The sequence below is a fragment of the Pseudomonas wadenswilerensis genome, assembly GCF_024749185.1.
Classification (GTDB): domain Bacteria; phylum Pseudomonadota; class Gammaproteobacteria; order Pseudomonadales; family Pseudomonadaceae; genus Aquipseudomonas; species Aquipseudomonas wadenswilerensis.
Window position 1 is genome coordinate 3,994,364 of sequence record NZ_CP087191.1, and the last position, 17,886, is coordinate 4,012,249.

Here is a 17,886-nt window from a genome sequence, read left to right on the forward strand (position 1 = left end):
CAAAGGATGGCCGAAAGGCGTGTCTCCGACCGCGGCAGCGCAGTCGAAGGGTTCACGTTGTGCTTTTCAAAGGATTTCTCATGCTTGCCCCGCAATGGATCGGCCTGGCGCTGCTCGGCCTCGGTTACATCTTCGCCCTGTTCAAAGGCAACCTCGGCCTGCTGGCCCTGCCCACCCTGATTGCCCTGCTTTGCGCCGGCTTGCTGGTACGCCGTGCCAGCCTGTGGCAAAAGCTGGTCGGCCATGCCCTGTTCGTGCTGCTGGCCATCGCCCTGGCCCTGCATATGCTGCCGGGCTTCAGCGGCGCCAAGGTCATCGACAAGGTGCGCTTTAGCAGCGACGCCCTACCCTTCTCCATGTACCTGAACCTCGACAAGCCGCTGATCGGCTTCTGGCTGCTGTTGGCCTGTCCTTGGGTACTGGCGCTGAAGAACAAGCGCCCATTCGCCAGCCTCGCCCTGACGTTGCCGTTGGTTATCCTGGTGTGCCTGGGCGGCGCCTGGCTGCTGGGAATGGTTGCCTGGGCGCCGAAGTGGCCAGAGCAGGGCTGGATCTGGGCCCTGAACAACCTGTTGCTGGTGTGCCTGACCGAAGAACTGCTGTTTCGCGGTTACATCCAGGGCGGCCTGCAACGCTTGCTGAAAAACCAGAACCTGGCCCTGCTGCTGGCCGCGACGCTGTTCGGCCTGGCCCACCTGGGTGGCGGCTGGCAATGGGTGCTGCTGGCCGGCCTTGCCGGTGTCGGCTATGGCCTGGCTTACCGATATGGCGGCCTTTTCGCTGCGCTACTGTGCCATTTCGGCCTGAACCTGGCGCACTTTGCCGGCTTCAGTTACCCGATGCTGGCACCGCTGTGAACATGCGGTCATTAGCTGACTTTTGTGTCAAAAACATGAAAGAATGCAGCTAATTTGTTGAACTTTGCACGAATGACTTAGCGCAGGTCAGATCAAGACTCCTTGATCGAAATCAAGCCCTGCAAATATTCATTCAACAAAACCCCCGGCGTGCCGATACCTTTCGAAAGCCTTGCGGATTGAACAGCTAATGCGTAACAACCAGCCGATTACCCAACGCGAACGGACTTTCCCAGCTCAGCAACGGTTGATTTCGACCACTGATGCCAAGGGCGTGATCACCTACTGCAACGACGCCTTCGTCGAGATCAGCGGCTTCTCCCGCGAGGAGCTGATGCGCGCGCCGCACAACCTGGTGCGTCACCCGGATGTGCCGCCGGCCGTGTTCGCGCACATGTGGACCACGCTCAAGCAAGGCCTGCCGTGGATGGGCATCGTCAAGAACCGCTGCAAGTCGGGTGATCATTACTGGGTCAACGCCTATGTCACGCCGGTGTTCGAAAAGAACCAGGTCGTGGGCTTCGAATCGGTGCGAGTCAAGCCGAGCGCCGAGCAAGTGCGTCGCGCCGAGGCCTTGTACCAGCGTATCAACCAGGGCAAACCGGCGATTCCGCACCGCGACAAGTGGCTGCCGGTAGTGCAGGACTGGCTGCCGTTCATTCTGGTCAGCCAGATCGGCTTTTTGATCGGCAACTGGCTGGGGCATTCCTGGGGCTTCGCCCTGGCCGCCGGCCTCTCGGTACCGCTCGGCCTGCTGGGCCTGAGCTGGCAGCAACGCGGCCTCAAGCGCCTGCTGCGCCTGGCCGAACAGACCACTTCCGACCCGCTGATCGCGCAGATGTATACCGACAGCCGCGGCGTGCAGGCGCGCCTGGAAATGGCCATGCTCAGCCAGGACGCGCGGATGAAGACCTGCCTGACCCGCCTGCAGGACACCGCCGAGCACCTCAACGAACAGGCACGCCAGTCCGACACCCTGGCCCACAACAGCTCCTCGGGCCTGGAGCGCCAGCGGGTGGAGACCGAGCAGGTCGCCGCCGCCGTCAACCAGATGGCCGCCACCACCCAGGAAGTGGCCAACCACGTGCAGCGCACTGCCGACGCCACCCAGGAAGCCAATCGCCTGACCGGACGCGGCCGCGACATCGCCGGAGAAACCCGCGAGGCCATCCAGCGCCTGTCGGCTGCCGTCGGCGAGACCGGCCTGACCGTGACCCAGCTGGCCCGCGACAGCGACGAGATCGGTGGCGTGGTCGATGTGATCAAGGGCATTGCCGACCAGACCAACCTGCTGGCCTTGAACGCCGCCATCGAAGCGGCCCGAGCCGGCGAGATGGGCCGCGGCTTTGCCGTGGTGGCCGACGAGGTGCGCCAGCTGGCGCAACGCACTGCCGAGTCCACCGGGCAGATCCACGGCCTGATCGCCAAGCTGCAACAGACCGCCAACAGCGCCGTGCAGACCATGGAAACCGGTCACCGCCAGGCCGAAGAAGGCGTTGCGCGGGTGATGGAAGCCGACCAGGCCCTGGTAGGTATCAGCGAAGCTGTGGCCAATATCACCGACATGGCCACGCAAATTGCCGCTGCCACCGAGGAGCAGACTGCGGTTGCCGACGAAATCAGCCGCAACATCAGCACCATCGCCCAGCTGGCCGACCAGACCTCGGAACAGGCCCAGCATTCGGCGCTGCTCAGCGAAGAGCTGACCCGCACCGCTACCACCCAGTACTCGCTGGTGGAGCGCTTCAACCGCTAAGCCTCACCGCGCATCGCCACTGGCGGTGCGCGGCTCCCCGCCCTACCAGTCGAGCGTCAGCCGGCTTTCGAAGTAACGTTCTTCACCGCTCAATGGGTCGTTGAAACGCAGGCTCTGCGCCAACAGCTTCAACGGTTTGTTGTAGTCATCCTGCTCCTGGGCGATGTCCGGATAGAACGGATCATTGCAGATACTCGCGCCCAGGGCGGTCATGTGCACCCGCAGCTGGTGGGTTTTGCCAGTGACCGGCGAGAGGCCGTAGCGCCACAGCTCGCCGTTCTTCTCCAGCACCTGGGCCAGGGTTTCGCTGTTGCTTACCCCTTCGACTTCCTGCATGCGAAAAAATGGCTCGCCGTTGACCAGGCGGCTCTTGTGCACCAGCGGAAACTCACGCTCGGGCAAGGCGCGTGCAATGGCCTGGTAGCGCTTGTCGATCTGCCGGTTGGGGAATAGCGACTGATAGGCCGAACGACTCTGGGGGTTGGCCGAGAACAGCACCAGCCCGGCAGTGTGCCGGTCAATGCGGTGCAAGGGCACCAGATTGGGATTGTCGAGGCGGCGGATCAGCCGGCGCAGCAAGGTCTGTTCGACGTACTCGCCGGTCGGGGTGACCGGCAGGAAATGCGGCTTGTCCGCCACCACCAGGTGCTCATCGATGTGCAGGATGGCCTCTTCGACCGGAATCGGCTTCTCGTTCGGCACTTCGCGAAAATAATGGATGCGCAGGCCCGGACGGTAGACAAGCGTGGCGCTGATCGGCGCGCCCTGAGCATCCAGCACCCGGCCGCGGGCGATGCGATCAAGCCACTGCTCGCGGCCAATGGCCTTGAAGTGCTCGCTCAAGCAATCGAGTACCGTCGCCCAGTTGCCAGGCGGCAGGCACACGGTGCTGGCTTGATGCTGAGCCGGATCGAAGGGAGGCGTGGCCATGGGAACACTCTGGACAGATGGACCGGCCATTATCCCCCATGCTCGCTCGCTCAGCCAGCTTCGGCAGCCGCAGCCTCGGTGAACTCCTTGAGCCAGCGCAGCACCTCGACCGCCTCCCAGCGGCTGGGGTCGTAGAGGGCGTACAACAACCCCTGGTATCCGACCACATCCAGTGGCCGGTGGTAGCCGGCGCGCTGGAACAGGGCTTCGATCTCGGCGAAACAGGTGTTGAAGTGCACTTTATTGAACGGCGTCTTGCCTTCCAGCACCAGGCCGTCAAGGCGCAACTCGAGCACCGCTTCACTCACGACCTCGACAGCCATGCGATTGACGGAGTATTTCAGTTGTTCGACATTGACCATTGATCCGGACCCTCGACGCAAGCGCCATCCCTGTACTGTATTTATATACAGCATATTCAGAGATGTCGTCTGCGTCAATCAGACTGCATCTGTCAGACCAGACCTGGGAGATAGCCGGACCCTTTGCGCACCGTGAGCAATTGACGGCGCGGCCGGCCCGCAGCAAGGCTCAGGTGCACCCATTGGTCGTACTCGAGAATCAACTGGTCGAACTGCAGGTTGCTGTCGGCCACCCGTCGCGCCAGCGCTGCTGGCGTCAGCCCGGGCACATTGAAGTCAGCTGCCAGCCCTTCGGTATGCGCACTGGCGGCGGACCCGCCAATCACCGCGTTGAGTTCGACCGAGCGAAAGCCGCTGCTGACCAGCACCGGCGCGCCCACCAGCTCGCGGACCTGTTCGAGCGTCGCGCAGAGGCGGCGCAGGTTGTCCAGGGCGCGGCTGTCGGGCTGGTTATCGATGTCCTGGCGTGCTGCGGTCTCCGAGAGGGTCATTTCCTCGAGGGTGAAGTGTTCGGTCAGGTACATGGTGCCGCTCCTTGGCGAGGTAAGAGAAGCCAAGGATTGTCCACATCAGCTCAGCATTGCGCACGACGGGAAAGATACCCGCCAAGACCGAACCATCACCCCAGGAAGGTCACGACCTGCTCGGCATCGAAGGGCCAGCGCAGCTCGGCCCCGGTGTCGCAACGGCGCAACACCGGAATGAGCAGGCCATAGGTGTCGATCATCCCCTCGTGCTCGGCGATATCGACCAGTTCGACCAACAGGCCATGCTCGACAAACGGCATCAGCAGCGCCTCGGCCACTTCGCACAGGTGACAGCCCAGGGTGCCGAACAATTGGCATTCAGGTGGCATTTATGGGTACCAGCAACTGTAGGAACGGATCATTATTCTAGGTCTGCAATCGGGGCCAGTCGAGCGCCGCCCCTGAAACCGGCCAATGACATTGAAGTGCTGATGCACATCAACGGCCAAATGGCGTAAGTCGTTCAGACTTAATGGTTTTTTCGCTGTTTTCGCAAGGGAGTGTTTTGTGTTTGCCAACCTGTTGATCATCCTGGCCTCATCGCTGGTCGTCATCGCGTTCTTCCGGCGCCTGAAATTGCCGCCGGTACTTGGCTATTTGTGTGTCGGCCTGTTCGTCGGCCCTACCGCCCTGGACTGGGTCAACGAAAGTGAAGAGCTGCCGGACCTGGCTGAGATGGGCGTGGTCTTTTTGCTGTTTTCCCTGGGACTGGAATTTTCCCTGTCGAAAATGCTCGCCTTGCGCAAGGTGGTGTTTGGCCTCGGCAGCCTGCAGGTGATCTGCACCAGCCTGCTCCTCGCCGGACTGCTGGTTCTGCTCGGCATGCAACCCAACGTGGCCTTGATGCTGGGCGCGGGCCTGGCGCTGTCGTCGACGGCGATCGTCAGCAAGGAGCTGACCAGCCTCGGCGAGATTTTCAGCAGTCATGGTCAGAATGCCATCGGCGTGCTGCTGTTCCAGGACGTGGTGGCAGTGTTGCTGCTGACCCTGGTACCGGTGTTTGCCGGCCAGGGCGGCCAGGCCTGGTACTGGGCTTTGCCGCTGACCCTGGGCAAGACCGTGATCCTCTTCTTCGGCCTGCTGCTGGCCAGCCGCTGGCTGCTGCCGCGGCTGTTCCATGAGGTGGCCAGCTCGCATTCGGCCGAGCTGTTCGTCCTGCTGGCTCTGGTGATCGTGCTGTTGACCGCCTGGTTGACCCACCTGCTGGGCCTGTCGCCGGCCCTGGGCGCGTTCCTCGCCGGCATGTTGCTGGGAGAAAGCAATTACCGCCATCAGATCGAAGCCGATATCCGCCCATTCCGGGACATTTTGCTCGGGCTGTTCTTCGTCAGTATCGGCATGCTCATCGACCTGCAGCTGTTCGCCACCCATGGCTGGCAGCTCCTTGCCCTGACCCTCGCCCTGCTGCTGATCAAAGGCTCTGTGGTGGCCGCACTGGTGCGCTTGCGCGGCAGTGATGCCGAGACCGCCTGGCGCAGCGGCCTGGCCCTGGCCCAGGGCGGCGAGTTCTGTTTCGCCCTGATGGCGCAGATGCAACAGACCCGCCTGCTGCCCGAGGAACTCGGTCACCTGCTGCTGGCCGCGACCTTCTGCTCGATGCTGGTCACCCCGCTGCTGCTGCGGGCCGCTCCGACAATCGCCGCCCGCCTGCACCGCAAGCCCAACCAGGAAGTTCATCTGGAAGAGATCGAAGCACAAAGCGCCGCGATGAACGGCCACGTGCTGATCTGCGGCTACGGCCGCGTCGGCCAGTCGATCGGGCGCTTCCTGCGCCGCGAGGACATCCCCTTCATTGCCCTGGATGACGACCCGGTGCGGGTCCAGGAAGCCGCCGCCGGAGAAAACTGCGTGCACTACGGCGACTCACGCCGCGGCGAACTGCTCACCGCCATCGGCCTTGAGCGCGCGCGCTTGCTGGTGATTGCGGTGGACAAGACCGACATCGCCCTGAGCGTGTTGAAAGCCGCCCGCGAGCGTCATGCCCAGGTGCAGATCCTGGTGCGCACCCGCGACGACAGCCAGCGCGACGAATTGCGTGCCGCTGGCGCCACTGCCGTGGTCCCGGAACTGCTGGAGTCGAGCCTGATGCTGGCCTCCCATGCCCTGGTGATGCTCGGCCTGCCACAGGATCAGGTGCAGCAACGGGTAGATGAAGTGCGCAAGACCCGCTACCGGCTGCTGCATGCCTTCTACCATGGCGCCCAGACCAGCCCGGTCGACAGCGAGGGCCTGCCCAAGGCGATGATGCACGCAGTCAACCTCGGCGCCGAAGCCTATGCCTGCGGCCGAACCCTGAGCGATCTGGGCCTGGAACAATTGGGTGTTGAACTGCAGGCCGTGCATCGCCAGGGCGAGGAGCTGAATGTAGACACCGGCACCTGTCTGCACGCGGGCGATGCTGTGCTGGTCAGCGGCCCGCTGAGCGCCGTGGAAGCCTGCGAGGCGCGCTTGCTCGCAGGGCGCTGAACCGTCAGTCCTGGCTGGTGGCGCCGATCTTGTGAATCGACAGGTCGGCGCCGTAGTACTCTTGCTCCTGGCTCAGGCGCAGGCCATGCAACAGCTTGATGCTGCCATACACGGCAAAGCCGCCGAGCAAGGCCACCAGCACCCCGGCCAGGCTGCCGATCAACTGGCTGATCAGGCTGACCCCACCCAGGCCGCCCAAGGCGCTCTGGCCGAAGATCCCGCAGGCAATCCCGCCCCACACTCCGCACAGGCCATGCAGCGGCCACACGCCCAACACGTCATCGATCTTCCAGGTGTTCTGCGCGGCAATAAAGCACCAGACAAACAAGGCTCCGGCAATCGCCCCGGTGGCCAGCGCGCCCACCGGGTGCATCAGGTCAGAACCTGCGCACACCGCCACCAGCCCGGCCAGCGGGCCGTTGTGCAGGAAGCCCGGGTCGTTGCGCCCGACCAGCAAGGCGGCCACGGTGCCGCCGACCATGGCCATCAAGGAGTTGACTGCCACCAGGCCACTGACCCCTTGCAGGGTTTGCGCGCTCATGACGTTGAAGCCGAACCAGCCGACGATCAGAATCCACGACCCCAGGGCCAGGAACGGAATGTTCGACGGCGCAAAAGCCACCAGCTTGCCGTCGCGGTAACGGCCGTTGCGCGGTCCCAGCAGCAATACTGCCGCCAGCGCCAGCCAGCCCCCCATGGCATGCACCACGACGGAGCCGGCAAAGTCATGAAAACCCGCGCCAAAACGCTCCGCCAGCCAGACCTGCATGCCAAAGTTGCCATTCCAGACGATACCTTCGAAAAACGGATAGACGAAGGCGACGATCAGCACCGTGGCGCACAATTGCGGGGCGAAGCGTGCACGCTCGGCGATGCCGCCGGAGATGATCGCCGGGATCGCCGCGGCAAAGGTCAGCAGGAAGAAGAACTTCACCAGGCTGTAGCCATGCTCCTGGCTCAACACCTGTGCCGGCTGCAGAAAACTGACACCGTAGGAAATCCAGTAGCCGATAAAGAAATAGGCCAGGGTCGACACGGCAAAATCGCTGAGAATCTTCGACAAGGCGTTGACCTGGTTCTTGTGCCGCACGGTGCCCACCTCAAGGAAGGCAAAACCTGCGTGCATGGCCAGAACCATCACCGCACCGAGCAGAATGAACAGCGTGTTGGAGCCGTGGACCAGGGTGTCCACTGCGCTTTGCAAATTTTCCATGGAGTAGGCAGGCCTGCAAAAAAGCACCAAGACAGCTCAAAAACACTCCTTCGTGCACCAGTCTGGATCGTCGTTGCGGCCACCTCCCTGGCCGATCCGGGTAGTACGGGAGTTTTTCCTTGGGTTTGTCGTGGATTGGGTTAAGGTTTACAGGTCCGGTATTCGCCCGCGCCCACAATCGGCGCAGGCACCGGCCCCGGCGCACCACGGCAAAGCAAAAGCTGTACCAGCAAATTGCACTTGAACCTTCGCCCGCGCCCACGACTCGAAATAGCCACACACACTGTTAGGGAGAGCCCCATGGCCAGCAAATCGGCAAAGACTGCTCAAGACATATTGATGGCTGACTTCCAGACCCTGGTACGCGATACCGAGAAGCTGCTGGAGCACACTGCAACCCTGGCTGGCGATCAGGCCGACGACCTGCGCGAACAGATCCATGACAGCCTGCTGCGCGCCCGGGAAACCCTGCAACTGACCCAGGATTCGGTCCGCGAACGCGGCCAGGCGGCCCTGAGCGCAACCGAAGACTACGTACAAAGCAACCCCTGGCAGTCGATCGGCATTGCCGCCGGCGTTGGCTTTCTGATCGGCCTCTTGGCCACCCGCCGCTGAGGACCGAGCATGGAAAGCGAACCACTCGCCGGTGCCGGTCCCTCCAGCAAGCGTCTCGGCGCTGCGGTGCTGGGCCTGCTGCATGGCCATGTCGAACTGTTCGGCATCGAACTGCAGGAGCAGAAAGCGCGGACCCTCAGCTTGCTGCTGTTCGCCGGGCTGGCCCTGGTATTTGCCCTGCTGTTGCTGACCGCCCTCTCCGGCCTGGTGCTGGTGATGCTCTGGGACAGTTATCGCCTGGCCGGCATCATTGGCCTGTGCGTGTTCTACGGGCTGGCGGCGCTGTTTTGCGGCCTGCGTCTGAAGGCGGCGGTGTTCGATGAATCGTCACCCTTCAGCTCGACCCTCGAAGAACTTGCCAAGGACCGGGAGCGCCTGTTGCCATGAGCCTGCCTGAACTACCGCAAACCACCAATCGCCGGGAACTGCGCAAGGCCTTGGTGCGCCTGCGCCTGGAGATGCACCGCCAGGAAATTCGCCATGAGTCCGGGCAACTGCTCAACCCCCTCACCCGTTTGCGCTCCATGGGCGACTCACTGCAAGGCGGCCTGGGCATCAAGCACGCGCCGCTGTGGGGCATTGGTGCCGTGGTGCTGCTGGGTTTCCTGACCGGCAAGGGCGCCCGCAGCGGCAGCGTCAGCCGCCTGGTGCGCCTGGGGACCAGCTTGATTCCGTTGTTGAAGCTGGCCATGCAAGGGGCTGGTAGCAAGCGTTAAGTGCAGCGCCTGAACTACGACCGCTGCGCGCTCGATCGCGGGTCAAGCCCGCTCCCACAGATCTGCGCGCTTAGCAAGAGCGAAGCGAATTGTGCTCTTGATCTGCTTTTGATCTTGATCCACCGGCCCCGTTAACCAGAAGGGCCGAGTGGAGGTGTTGCGAAGGGGCTAGTGCGCAGCACCTTCGGCGTTAGCCGAAGTTGCGAAACGTAGAGTTGCTTGCAACTCGTAGTTCGCAATGCCCCGTAGCGACACCGGAACGAGGGGACCCGAAGCGCAGCGTAGGGCCCCTGGTGGGGCAAGAATTTTTGCTTACTTTTTTTTCGACTGAAAAAAGTAAGCCGCCGTAAAGGCGGAAGGGGCCCGCAACGCCCATACAGCAAACGGATAAGCTCACAAAGCCACTTGCACCCCCCGACCCAAACCACGAAGCTACCCCCCTGCCCCCCGCACCGGAGAAATGGCCTTGGATTGGCACACCCTGCTCACCCGCGAACGCCTCGGCAAACCCCTGCACAGCCCGGAAGAACTCGGCCGCAGCCCGTTCCACAAAGACCACGACCGGATCATCTTCTCCGGCGCCTTCCGCCGCCTGGGGCGCAAGACCCAGGTGCACCCGGTGTCGAGCAACGACCACATCCACACCCGCCTGACCCACTCCCTGGAAGTCAGCTGCGTCGGCCGCTCACTGGGCATGCGCGTCGGCGAAACCCTGCGCGCCAGCCTGCCGCAGTGGTGCGAACCCAGCGACCTGGGCATGGTCGTGCAGTCAGCGTGCCTGGCTCATGACATCGGCAACCCACCCTTCGGCCACTCCGGCGAGGATGCCATACGCCACTGGTTCCAACAGGCCGCCGGGCGCGGCTGGCTGGATGCGATGAGCGCCGCCGAACGCGGCGATTTTCTCAACTTCGAAGGTAACGCCCAGGGCTTTCGCGTCCTCACCCAACTGGAATACCACCAGTTCGACGGCGGCACGCGGCTGACTTACGCCACGCTGGGTACTTACCTCAAATACCCCTGGACTGCACGTCACGCCGACGCCCTGGGGTACAAGAAACACAAATTTGGCTGCTACCAGAGCGAACTGCCGTTGCTCGAACAGATCGCCCGCAAGCTCGGCCTGCCGCAACTGGAAGAGCAACGCTGGGCCCGTCACCCGTTGGTGTACCTGATGGAGGCGGCCGATGACATCTGCTACGCCCTGATCGACCTTGAAGACGGCCTGGAAATGGACCTGCTCGACTACGCCGAGGTCGAGTCGCTGCTGCTGAGCCTGGTGGGTGACGACCTGCCGGAAACCTACCGCCAGTTGGGCCCGGACGATTCGCGCCGGCGCAAACTGGCGATCCTGCGCGGCAAGGCCATTGAGCACCTGACCAATGCCGCGGCGCGCGCTTTCGTCGAACAACAGGACGCGTTGCTGGCCGGCACACTCAACGGTGACCTGGTCGAGCATATGCACGGCCCGGCCAAACGCTGTGTGCTGCAGGCCAAAGACATCGCACGCAAGAAGATTTTCCAGGACAAGCGCAAGACCCTGCATGAAATCGGCGCCTACACGACCCTGGAGATCCTGCTCAATTCGTTCTGTGGCGCCGCCCTGGAGCAACATGGCGGGCGTACACCCTCGTTCAAGAGCCGGCGGATTCTCGACCTGTTGGGCAAGAACGCGCCGAGCCCGGATGCCTCCCTACACACCTCGTTCCTGCGCATGATCGATTTCATTGCCGGGATGACCGACAGTTATGCCAGTGAAATGGCCCGTGAAATGACCGGCCGCTCGAGCCCGAGCTGATCAACCGCCTGTACTGCCCGGCAACCGGGCAGTACAGGAAATTACTGACACACTTGAAACAAATATAAACAACCCGAAACTTTCGCAACATAACCTTACCATCTATAGCATTGACACCCCTATCTAGCAGAAGCCTCTGTAATCCTATATTTCAAAGTTAGTAGGACTTTTCCTATATATCAATTAACTCACCTCAAGTTCATGTGCGACCTGTTCTTTCTGCGCTAAGGTGCCCCTATCCCTCTGGCACTTTTATGGAAAGTTCAACATGTATTCTGTCTTCATCGTCGACGATCACCCGGTCATCCGCCTGGCGGTGCGCATGCTTCTGGAGAATGAAGGCTATCGAGTGGTCGGTGAATCGGACAACGGCGTAGACGCCATGCAGATGGTCCGCGAATGCCTGCCGGACTTGATCATCCTCGACATCAGCATTCCGCGGCTGGACGGCCTGGAAGTGCTCTCGCGTTTCCATGCCATGGGCATCCCGCTGAAAATCCTGATACTGACCGCACAATCGCCAGCGCTTTTTGCCATTCGTTGCATGCATTCCGGCGCAGCAGGCTATGTGTGCAAACAGGAAGACCTCAGCGAGTTGCTTAGTGCGATAAAAGCGGTGTTATCGGGTTATAACTATTTCCCCAGCCAGGCCATCAATCCGGTACGCAAACACGATGATTCAGCCTCGGACCTGGATCTGTTCAAACAGGTCAATGATCGTGAGCTGATGGTACTGCAACTTTTTGCCCAAGGCAGAAGTAACAAGGAAATTGCCCAGGGCATGTTCCTCAGCAACAAGACGGTCAGCACCTACAAGAAACGACTGATGCAAAAGCTCAAAGCCAGTTCTCTGGTTGAACTGATTGAAATGGCGAAACGCAATGCCCTGGTTTGAGAGCGCCCATGCTCAGGCATAGCCTTACCCTCCTGCTGTGTGCTGTGCTGGCTTGCCTGAGCATTGCCACACGGGCGGACGACGTCGCGGCCACCCCGCTCACCCTGTTCAGCCGTGCCGAGCCAATCGCCATGAAACTGCCCCTGACCCCGGCTCAGCGACTGTGGATCAAAGGCAAGGGCGAGTTACTGCTGGGAACTTCGGCGCCGGATTACCCGCCCTTCGACATGACCGCCAGCGGGCGCGACTACGAAGGCTTGACCGCCGACTTCGCCGGCCTGATCGGCTCGGCCCTGGGCTTGCCGATCAGGGTGCAACGCTACGCCACCCGCCAGGAGGCGGTGAAAGCCCTGGCTCAAGGCCAGATCGACCTGCTGGGCAGCACCAACGGCTACGAGGCAGCCACGCCCGGCATCGCCCTGTCCATCCCCTATGCCGTGGATCAACCGGTACTGGTGACCCGCGAGAACGAAATCCGCCCCCTGGACACCGGCCTGGCAGGCCTGCGCCTGAGCATGGTCTATCACTACCTGCCAATGGATGAGGTACTGGCCAATTACCCTGACGCCACCATCCAGTCCTACCCCTCCTACCAGAACGCACTGAACGCCGTGGCGTTCGATCAGGCCGACGTCTTTCTGGGCGACACCATCTCGACCCACTACCTGATCAATCAAGGCCACCTGCAGAACGTCAAGATGGCCAACTTCGGTAAACATGAGCCGGTCGGTTTCAGCTTCGCCGTGCAGCGCAGCAACCAGATGCTCCTGGAGCTGATCAACGCCACCCTCGACGCGGTGTCCAGCAGTACGCGGGAAAGCCTCTTCAAACGCTGGAGCGCCGGTAGCGATGTACTGCTGACCGACCGCAAACTGCAGCTGTCACAACGCGAAGAGCGCTGGCTGAGCGGCCATCCGGTGGTGCGGGTGGTGGTCAACGAAACCGCCGCACCACTGACCTTCTTCGACAGCGCCGGCAACTTTCGCGGCATTGCCGCCGACCTGCTGGAACTGATCCGCCTGCGTACCGGCCTGCGTTTCGAAGTGCAGCGGGCCAGTGGAATCAGTGACATGATCGACCGCCTCAACCATGATCAGGCGGATGTCATCGCGGCGATCTCACCCAGCCCGCGTCGTGCCGGAACCCTGGCGATCAGTCGGCCTTATCTGGAAAACTCCTACGTACTGTTGACGCGCAAGGGCGCTGACCAGCCCGATTCCCTGGAGCAGATGACAGGCCGACGCCTGGCCCTGACTCGCGACAGCCCCTTGTTCGATGATTTGCGCCAGCGCTTCCCGGGCATCCAGCTGGTCGAGACGGAGAGCACCTTCTACTCCACCTCGCTGCTGGCCAGCGGGCACGTCGATGCGGCCATCACCGCCTTGATCAACGCCAATTTCAGCCTGGCTTCCCAGCGCGACCTGATGATCCGTTCCTCGGTCGGCGCCGAACCCGCCACCTTCGCCATGGCCACTGCCCGGGGCGCCCAGGAACTGGCGTCGATCCTCGACAAGGCATTGCTCAGCATCGCGCCGGAAGAGCTGGGCATCATCAACAGTCGCTGGCGTGGTTACAGCACAGAAACAGACGCCTACTGGCAAAAGTACCAGCGACTGATCCTCCAGGTGGTCCTGGGCACCAGCCTGTTGCTGCTGCTGTCACTGGCCTGGAATGCCTGGATGCGCCGCCAGATCAAGCAACGCGAGGCCGCCGAACGGGCCTTGAACGATCAGCTCGAATTCATGCGCGCCCTGCTCAACGGTACGCCGCATCCGATGTACGTGCGTGATCGCGGCGGCTTGTTGCAGAGTTGTAACGACAGTTATCTGGAAGCGGTAGAAGCGCAGCTTCACGATGTACTGGGTAAAAGCATCCAGGACAGCACCCTGGGCGACAGCTGCTATGCCAGCCAGATACAGGCCGATTACCAGAAGGTCATGCGCGAAGGGATCCCGTTGATCGTTGATCGGCCTTTGCTGCTCAAGGAACGTGAACTGACCATCTACCACTGGATCCTGCCTTACCGTGACTCACTCGGCGAGGTGCAGGGCATTATTGGCGGCTGGATCGACATCAGCGAGCGCCGCCAACTGATCCAGGACCTGCGCCTGGCCAAGCAGCGGGCCGATGACGCCAATCGCGCCAAGAGTGTCTTCCTGGCGACCATCAGCCACGAGATCCGCACACCGATGAACGCCATCATCGGCATGCTCGAACTTACCCTCACGCGCGGCGACCAGGGGCATATCGATCGTCCGGCCATTGAGGTTGCCTACAACTCGGCAAGAGAACTGCTGGCCTTGATCGGCGATATCCTCGACATGGCGCGCATCGAGACCGGGCACCTGAGCCTGGCGCCTGAACCGGTCAACCTGGCGGAACTGGTGGAATCGGTCGGCCGCGTGTTCGATGGCGTGGCCCGACAGAAGGATTTGCGCCTGAGCCTCGAGATTGCCCCCCAGGCCCGCTGTGAGGTGCTGCTCGACCCTTTGCGCTTCAAGCAGATCCTGTCGAACCTGGTCAGCAACGCGATCAAGTTCACCGAGCAGGGCCAGGTCACCGTGCACCTGACCCTGGAACCGGGCCCCGCGCCCGACCAGCCCATCCTGCAGGTAACGGTTCAGGACAGTGGCATCGGTATTCGCGCAGATGACCAGCAGCGCCTGTTCCTGCCCTTTGCCCAGGCCAATCCGGACAGCAATCTGGCCCGTAGCGGCACTGGCCTTGGGCTGGCCATCAGCCATGACCTGTGCCAGTCAATGGGTGGCAACCTGACCTTGCACAGCGTGTTCGGCCAGGGCACCCGCGTGTGCATCAGCATGCCGTTGACCCTACTGGCCGAAACCTCCAAGCCGGCCCCTGCGGCGCCGCTCCCCAATGCCGTGCTGCCGCCGTTGCGAGTGCTGGTCATCGATGACCATCCGGCCAACCTGCTGCTGATCGCCCAGCAACTGAACTTCCTGGGGCTGGAACATGCCAGTGCCGAAAACGGTCTCAGCGGCCTCAGCGCCTGGCATCAGGGCCACTTCGACGTGGTGATCGTCGACTGCAACATGCCACAGATGAATGGCTACCAGTTTGCCGAAGCGGTGCGGGACCACGAGCGTCAGTATCAATGGCCAGCGTGCACCATCCTCGGCTACACCGCCAACGCCCAACCGGAAGTGCGCGAGCGCTGCCAACAGGTCGGTATGGATGACTGCCTGCTCAAACCCATCAGCCTCAGCGCCTTGGGTCAGCGCCTGGCGCAAGCACCCCAGGTGCAGGCGCGCCGCCAGACAGCCGCGCCGATGCCGTTCGACCTGCAGGTTCTGGAGCCGGTGGTGGGTGACAGCGTGCACGATCTGCACCAGTTGCTCAAAGAGCTGTTGCGCAGTTTCAAACGCGACCGCGCCTTGCTCAAGGCTATCGATCCACTCAAGGACGCGCTGCAACTGAGGAACCAGGCGCACAAGATCCTCGGCCCCCGGCACGGATCATTCAGGCCAACGGCTTGATCAAGGCCTGCGAGCAACTGGAAGCCGATTGCCAGGCCAGCCAGGCGGCGCCTGTACTGGAGCGGCGCCAACGCCAGGTGGTCAGCGTCATGGGCGCCCTGGAAGAAGCGTTGCAGAAGTATCTACACGAACAACCAGCGCAACCGCTTGGATCCCGCGGGAATGCCTGAACAGGCGGCGGGGCTGAAACGAAAACGGCGGCCACTGGGGCCGCCGTTTCATCGGAATCAGGAAGCCGGGTTGATCGGCTTTTCCGGATACCAGGCATCCAGCAGCGGGCTGACTTCGATCTTGGTCAGCTCGTTACGGCCTTTGAGCCAGCTTTCAACAGCTGCGCGCTGCTCTGGAGTGACCGAGCCACGCTCGGCCTTGCAGACCAGACCGAAGTCGTCGCCGCCAACATAGTCCAGACCATTGGCATCCATGGCTTCTTCGAGGAAAGCATCGAGGAAGGCATCAATGGTTTCGTCGGACAGATCTTCCTTGAAACCCAGGTTCAGCTCAAAACCCAGCTCCTGGAATTCATCCACGCAGAGTTTTTTGCGCAGACGGCGGGAACGGTTAGTGGCCATGAAACAATCCTCTTGAGTATTAACGCGCGGCACTTTAGCAGTTTCGCCGGGCCCTTGCCGGAATAAAAGCCGATAAGCTGCAGTGTGATCCTGTATTCACAGGCCCATGGGCGTTCGGCTTGGGGCATAATGCGCGCTATATTTTTCCGTATCGGGGCCTTCACCTTTTTTCGCTCCGTTTTTTTCACCCCTCGCTCGCAGGGTTTTATCGCACATGATCAGATCTCTTCGCCCTCTTCTGCTTGCCGGCCTGCTGATGCCGCTGGCGCTTTCCAGCCACGCGGCTGCGGTCAACACCACGCTTTCGCCAAAAGTGCAGCAGGCATTGAAAACCAACAAACTGCAGGACTCGGCCCTGTCGCTGGTTATGCTGCCGCTCAACGGCCCGGGTACCCCGACCGTGTTCAATGCCGATGTCTCGGTCAACCCGGCCTCGACCATGAAGCTGGTCACCACCTACGCCGCCCTGGAAATGCTCGGCCCAACCCACCAGTGGAAAACCGAGTTCTACAGCGACGGCCCGCTGCGCAATGGCGTGTTGCAGGGCAACCTGTACCTCAAGGGCGGTGGCGACCCGAAACTGAACATGGAAAAGCTCTGGCTGCTGATGCGCGACCTGCGCGCCAACGGCGTGCAGACCATCAGCGGTGACCTGGTGCTCGATCGCAGCCATTTCGTCCAGCCGCAATTGCCGCAGTTCAACGACGACGGCGGTGATGAAAACAAGCCCTTTCTGGTCAAACCCGACTCGCTGCTGATCAACCTCAAAGCCTTGCGCTTCGTTGCCCGCAACGACGGTGGCAAAGTCCTGGTGTCGGTCGAGCCGCCGATCGCCAACATCCGCATCGACAACCAGGTCAAGGCAGTCAATTCCAAGCAGTGCAGCGGTGACGTGCGCTACAACCCGGTGGTACAGGCCGACGGCGTCAGCGTCGTGGTCAGCGGCCAGCTGGGCGATGGCTGCAACTCGCAGACCTACTTGTCGCTGCTCGATCACCCGTCCTACGCCGCCGGTGCCGTGCGCGCCATCTGGAACGAGCTGGGCGGCAGCATCCAGGGCCGCGACCGGGTCGACAACGTCCCGAAGAACGCCCGCCTGCTGGCCCGCGCTTTCTCCCCGGACCTGGTGGAGATCATCCGCGACATCAACAAATACAGTAACAACACCATGGCCCAGCAGCTGTTCCTGAGCCTGGGCGCGCAGTTCCGTACCGATGCCGATGGCGACGACGCCCGCGCCGCCCAGCGTGTGGTGCGCCAGTGGCTGGCGAAAAAAGGCATTACCGCGCCGCACCTGATCATGGAAAACGGCTCGGGCCTGTCCCGCGCCGAACGGGTCAGCACCCGGGAAATGGCCGCCCTGCTGCAGGCCGCCTGGAACAGCCCGTACGCCGCCGAGTTCATCAGCTCGATGCCGCTGGTGGGGATGGACGGCACCATGCGCAAGCGCCTCAAGCGCACTGCCATGACCGGTGAAGCGCACATCAAGACCGGCACCCTGAACACCGTCCGCGCCATCGCCGGTTTCAGCCGCGACAGCAACGGCAATACCTGGGCAGTAGCCGCGATCCTCAACGATCCGAAACCCTGGGGTGCCTCGGCAGTGCTCGACCAGGTCCTGCTCGACCTGTACCGCCAGCCGAAACTGGTCAACCGCACCGCCGCCGTTCAGCCCTGAGCCT

Annotated in this window: 15 protein-coding genes and 1 pseudogene; 10 read left to right on the forward strand and 6 right to left on the reverse strand. The window is 62.2% G+C overall.

Annotated elements, in window-relative coordinates; translation table 11 throughout:
* The first annotated feature begins 80 nt into the window (after positions 1–80).
* Both LOY45_RS18265 and LOY45_RS18270 read left to right on the forward strand, forming a co-directional pair.
* A complete protein-coding gene (locus tag LOY45_RS18265; RefSeq protein WP_258578134.1) occupies positions 81–857 on the forward strand; it encodes a CPBP family intramembrane glutamic endopeptidase in 777 nt (258 codons plus the stop codon).
* 190 nt (positions 858–1,047) lie between these two features.
* Entirely contained in the window at positions 1,048–2,613 is a 1,566-nt protein-coding gene (locus LOY45_RS18270; protein ID WP_115086055.1) for a methyl-accepting chemotaxis protein, read from the forward strand.
* 42 nt (positions 2,614–2,655) lie between these two features.
* On the opposite strand, the gene LOY45_RS18275 is transcribed toward LOY45_RS18270, so the two are convergent.
* From LOY45_RS18275 to LOY45_RS18290, 4 genes are all read right to left on the reverse strand, one after another.
* Positions 2,656–3,543 (reverse strand): pseudouridine synthase, encoded by an 888-nt coding sequence (locus LOY45_RS18275; protein WP_258578136.1) that lies wholly within the window; start codon positions 3,541–3,543, stop codon positions 2,656–2,658.
* 50 nt (positions 3,544–3,593) lie between these two features.
* Positions 3,594–3,905, reverse strand: a complete 312-nt coding sequence (locus LOY45_RS18280) for a transcriptional regulator (RefSeq protein WP_115086053.1) — start codon at positions 3,903–3,905, stop codon at positions 3,594–3,596.
* 92 nt (positions 3,906–3,997) lie between these two features.
* Positions 3,998–4,429 carry a D-Ala-D-Ala carboxypeptidase family metallohydrolase gene (locus tag LOY45_RS18285; protein ID WP_134061891.1) on the reverse strand — a complete coding sequence of 144 codons (432 nt, stop codon included), beginning with the start codon at positions 4,427–4,429 and terminating at the stop codon, positions 3,998–4,000.
* Between the two features lie 95 nt (positions 4,430–4,524).
* Positions 4,525–4,761, reverse strand: coding sequence for a glutaredoxin family protein (locus LOY45_RS18290; protein WP_038994296.1), 237 nt, complete (start codon positions 4,759–4,761; stop codon positions 4,525–4,527).
* Positions 4,762–4,939: 178 nt separating this feature from the next.
* Between LOY45_RS18290 and LOY45_RS18295 the strand changes: the two genes are divergently transcribed.
* Entirely contained in the window at positions 4,940–6,898 is a 1,959-nt protein-coding gene (locus LOY45_RS18295; protein WP_115086051.1) for a monovalent cation:proton antiporter family protein, read from the forward strand.
* A gap of 4 nt (positions 6,899–6,902) precedes the next feature.
* Here the strand turns inward: LOY45_RS18295 and LOY45_RS18300 are convergent, their stop codons facing one another.
* Entirely contained in the window at positions 6,903–8,111 is a 1,209-nt protein-coding gene (locus LOY45_RS18300) for an ammonium transporter (RefSeq protein WP_115086050.1), read from the reverse strand.
* 300 nt (positions 8,112–8,411) lie between these two features.
* Between LOY45_RS18300 and LOY45_RS18305 the strand changes: the two genes are divergently transcribed.
* The 6 genes and pseudogenes from LOY45_RS18305 (at position 8,412) to LOY45_RS18330 (ending at position 15,802) form a co-directional block, all read left to right on the forward strand.
* Positions 8,412–8,726: an ElaB/YgaM/YqjD family protein gene (locus LOY45_RS18305; RefSeq protein ID WP_134061888.1), complete on the forward strand. Its 315-nt coding sequence runs from the start codon at positions 8,412–8,414 to the stop codon at positions 8,724–8,726.
* Positions 8,727–8,735: 9 nt separating this feature from the next.
* Positions 8,736–9,113: a phage holin family protein gene (locus LOY45_RS18310; protein ID WP_115086048.1), complete on the forward strand. Its 378-nt coding sequence runs from the start codon at positions 8,736–8,738 to the stop codon at positions 9,111–9,113.
* Positions 9,110–9,442 (forward strand): hypothetical protein, encoded by a 333-nt coding sequence (locus LOY45_RS18315; RefSeq protein WP_115086047.1) that lies wholly within the window; start codon positions 9,110–9,112, stop codon positions 9,440–9,442. Before LOY45_RS18310 ends, LOY45_RS18315 begins: the two co-directional genes overlap by 4 nt.
* Positions 9,443–9,908: 466 nt before the next feature.
* Positions 9,909–11,240 (forward strand): deoxyguanosinetriphosphate triphosphohydrolase, encoded by a 1,332-nt coding sequence (locus LOY45_RS18320; protein WP_115086347.1) that lies wholly within the window; start codon positions 9,909–9,911, stop codon positions 11,238–11,240.
* Positions 11,241–11,508: 268 nt separating this feature from the next.
* Complete coding sequence (locus tag LOY45_RS18325; protein ID WP_115086046.1) at positions 11,509–12,135, forward strand: response regulator transcription factor; 627 nt, start codon at positions 11,509–11,511, stop codon at positions 12,133–12,135.
* 8 nt (positions 12,136–12,143) lie between these two features.
* Positions 12,144–15,802: pseudogene (locus LOY45_RS18330) on the forward strand (transporter substrate-binding domain-containing protein).
* Between the two features lie 57 nt (positions 15,803–15,859).
* Here LOY45_RS18330 and LOY45_RS18335 read toward each other — a convergent pair.
* A complete protein-coding gene (locus tag LOY45_RS18335) occupies positions 15,860–16,204 on the reverse strand; it encodes a YggL family protein (RefSeq protein ID WP_115086044.1) in 345 nt (114 codons plus the stop codon).
* A 214-nt stretch (positions 16,205–16,418) separates the two neighbouring features.
* On the opposite strand from LOY45_RS18335, the gene dacB reads away from it, so the two are divergent.
* Positions 16,419–17,882, forward strand: a complete 1,464-nt coding sequence (dacB, locus tag LOY45_RS18340; protein ID WP_115086043.1) for a D-alanyl-D-alanine carboxypeptidase/D-alanyl-D-alanine endopeptidase — start codon at positions 16,419–16,421, stop codon at positions 17,880–17,882.
* The last annotated feature ends 4 nt before the right edge of the window (positions 17,883–17,886 follow it).

Coding starts and splice junctions, on each gene's coding strand:
- LOY45_RS18290 (WP_038994296.1), bottom strand. CDS start 4,761: ATGCCACCTGAATGCCAATTGTTCGGCACCCTGGGCTGTCACCTGTGC.
- dacB (WP_115086043.1), top strand. CDS start 16,419: ATGATCAGATCTCTTCGCCCTCTTCTGCTTGCCGGCCTGCTGATGCCG.
- LOY45_RS18270 (WP_115086055.1), top strand. CDS start 1,048: ATGCGTAACAACCAGCCGATTACCCAACGCGAACGGACTTTCCCAGCT.
- LOY45_RS18315 (WP_115086047.1), top strand. CDS start 9,110: ATGAGCCTGCCTGAACTACCGCAAACCACCAATCGCCGGGAACTGCGC.
- LOY45_RS18310 (WP_115086048.1), top strand. CDS start 8,736: ATGGAAAGCGAACCACTCGCCGGTGCCGGTCCCTCCAGCAAGCGTCTC.
- LOY45_RS18285 (WP_134061891.1), bottom strand. CDS start 4,429: ATGTACCTGACCGAACACTTCACCCTCGAGGAAATGACCCTCTCGGAG.
- LOY45_RS18280 (WP_115086053.1), bottom strand. CDS start 3,905: ATGGTCAATGTCGAACAACTGAAATACTCCGTCAATCGCATGGCTGTC.
- LOY45_RS18325 (WP_115086046.1), top strand. CDS start 11,509: ATGTATTCTGTCTTCATCGTCGACGATCACCCGGTCATCCGCCTGGCG.
- LOY45_RS18300 (WP_115086050.1), bottom strand. CDS start 8,111: ATGGAAAATTTGCAAAGCGCAGTGGACACCCTGGTCCACGGCTCCAAC.
- LOY45_RS18265 (WP_258578134.1), top strand. CDS start 81: ATGCTTGCCCCGCAATGGATCGGCCTGGCGCTGCTCGGCCTCGGTTAC.
- LOY45_RS18305 (WP_134061888.1), top strand. CDS start 8,412: ATGGCCAGCAAATCGGCAAAGACTGCTCAAGACATATTGATGGCTGAC.
- LOY45_RS18335 (WP_115086044.1), bottom strand. CDS start 16,204: ATGGCCACTAACCGTTCCCGCCGTCTGCGCAAAAAACTCTGCGTGGAT.
- LOY45_RS18275 (WP_258578136.1), bottom strand. CDS start 3,543: ATGGCCACGCCTCCCTTCGATCCGGCTCAGCATCAAGCCAGCACCGTG.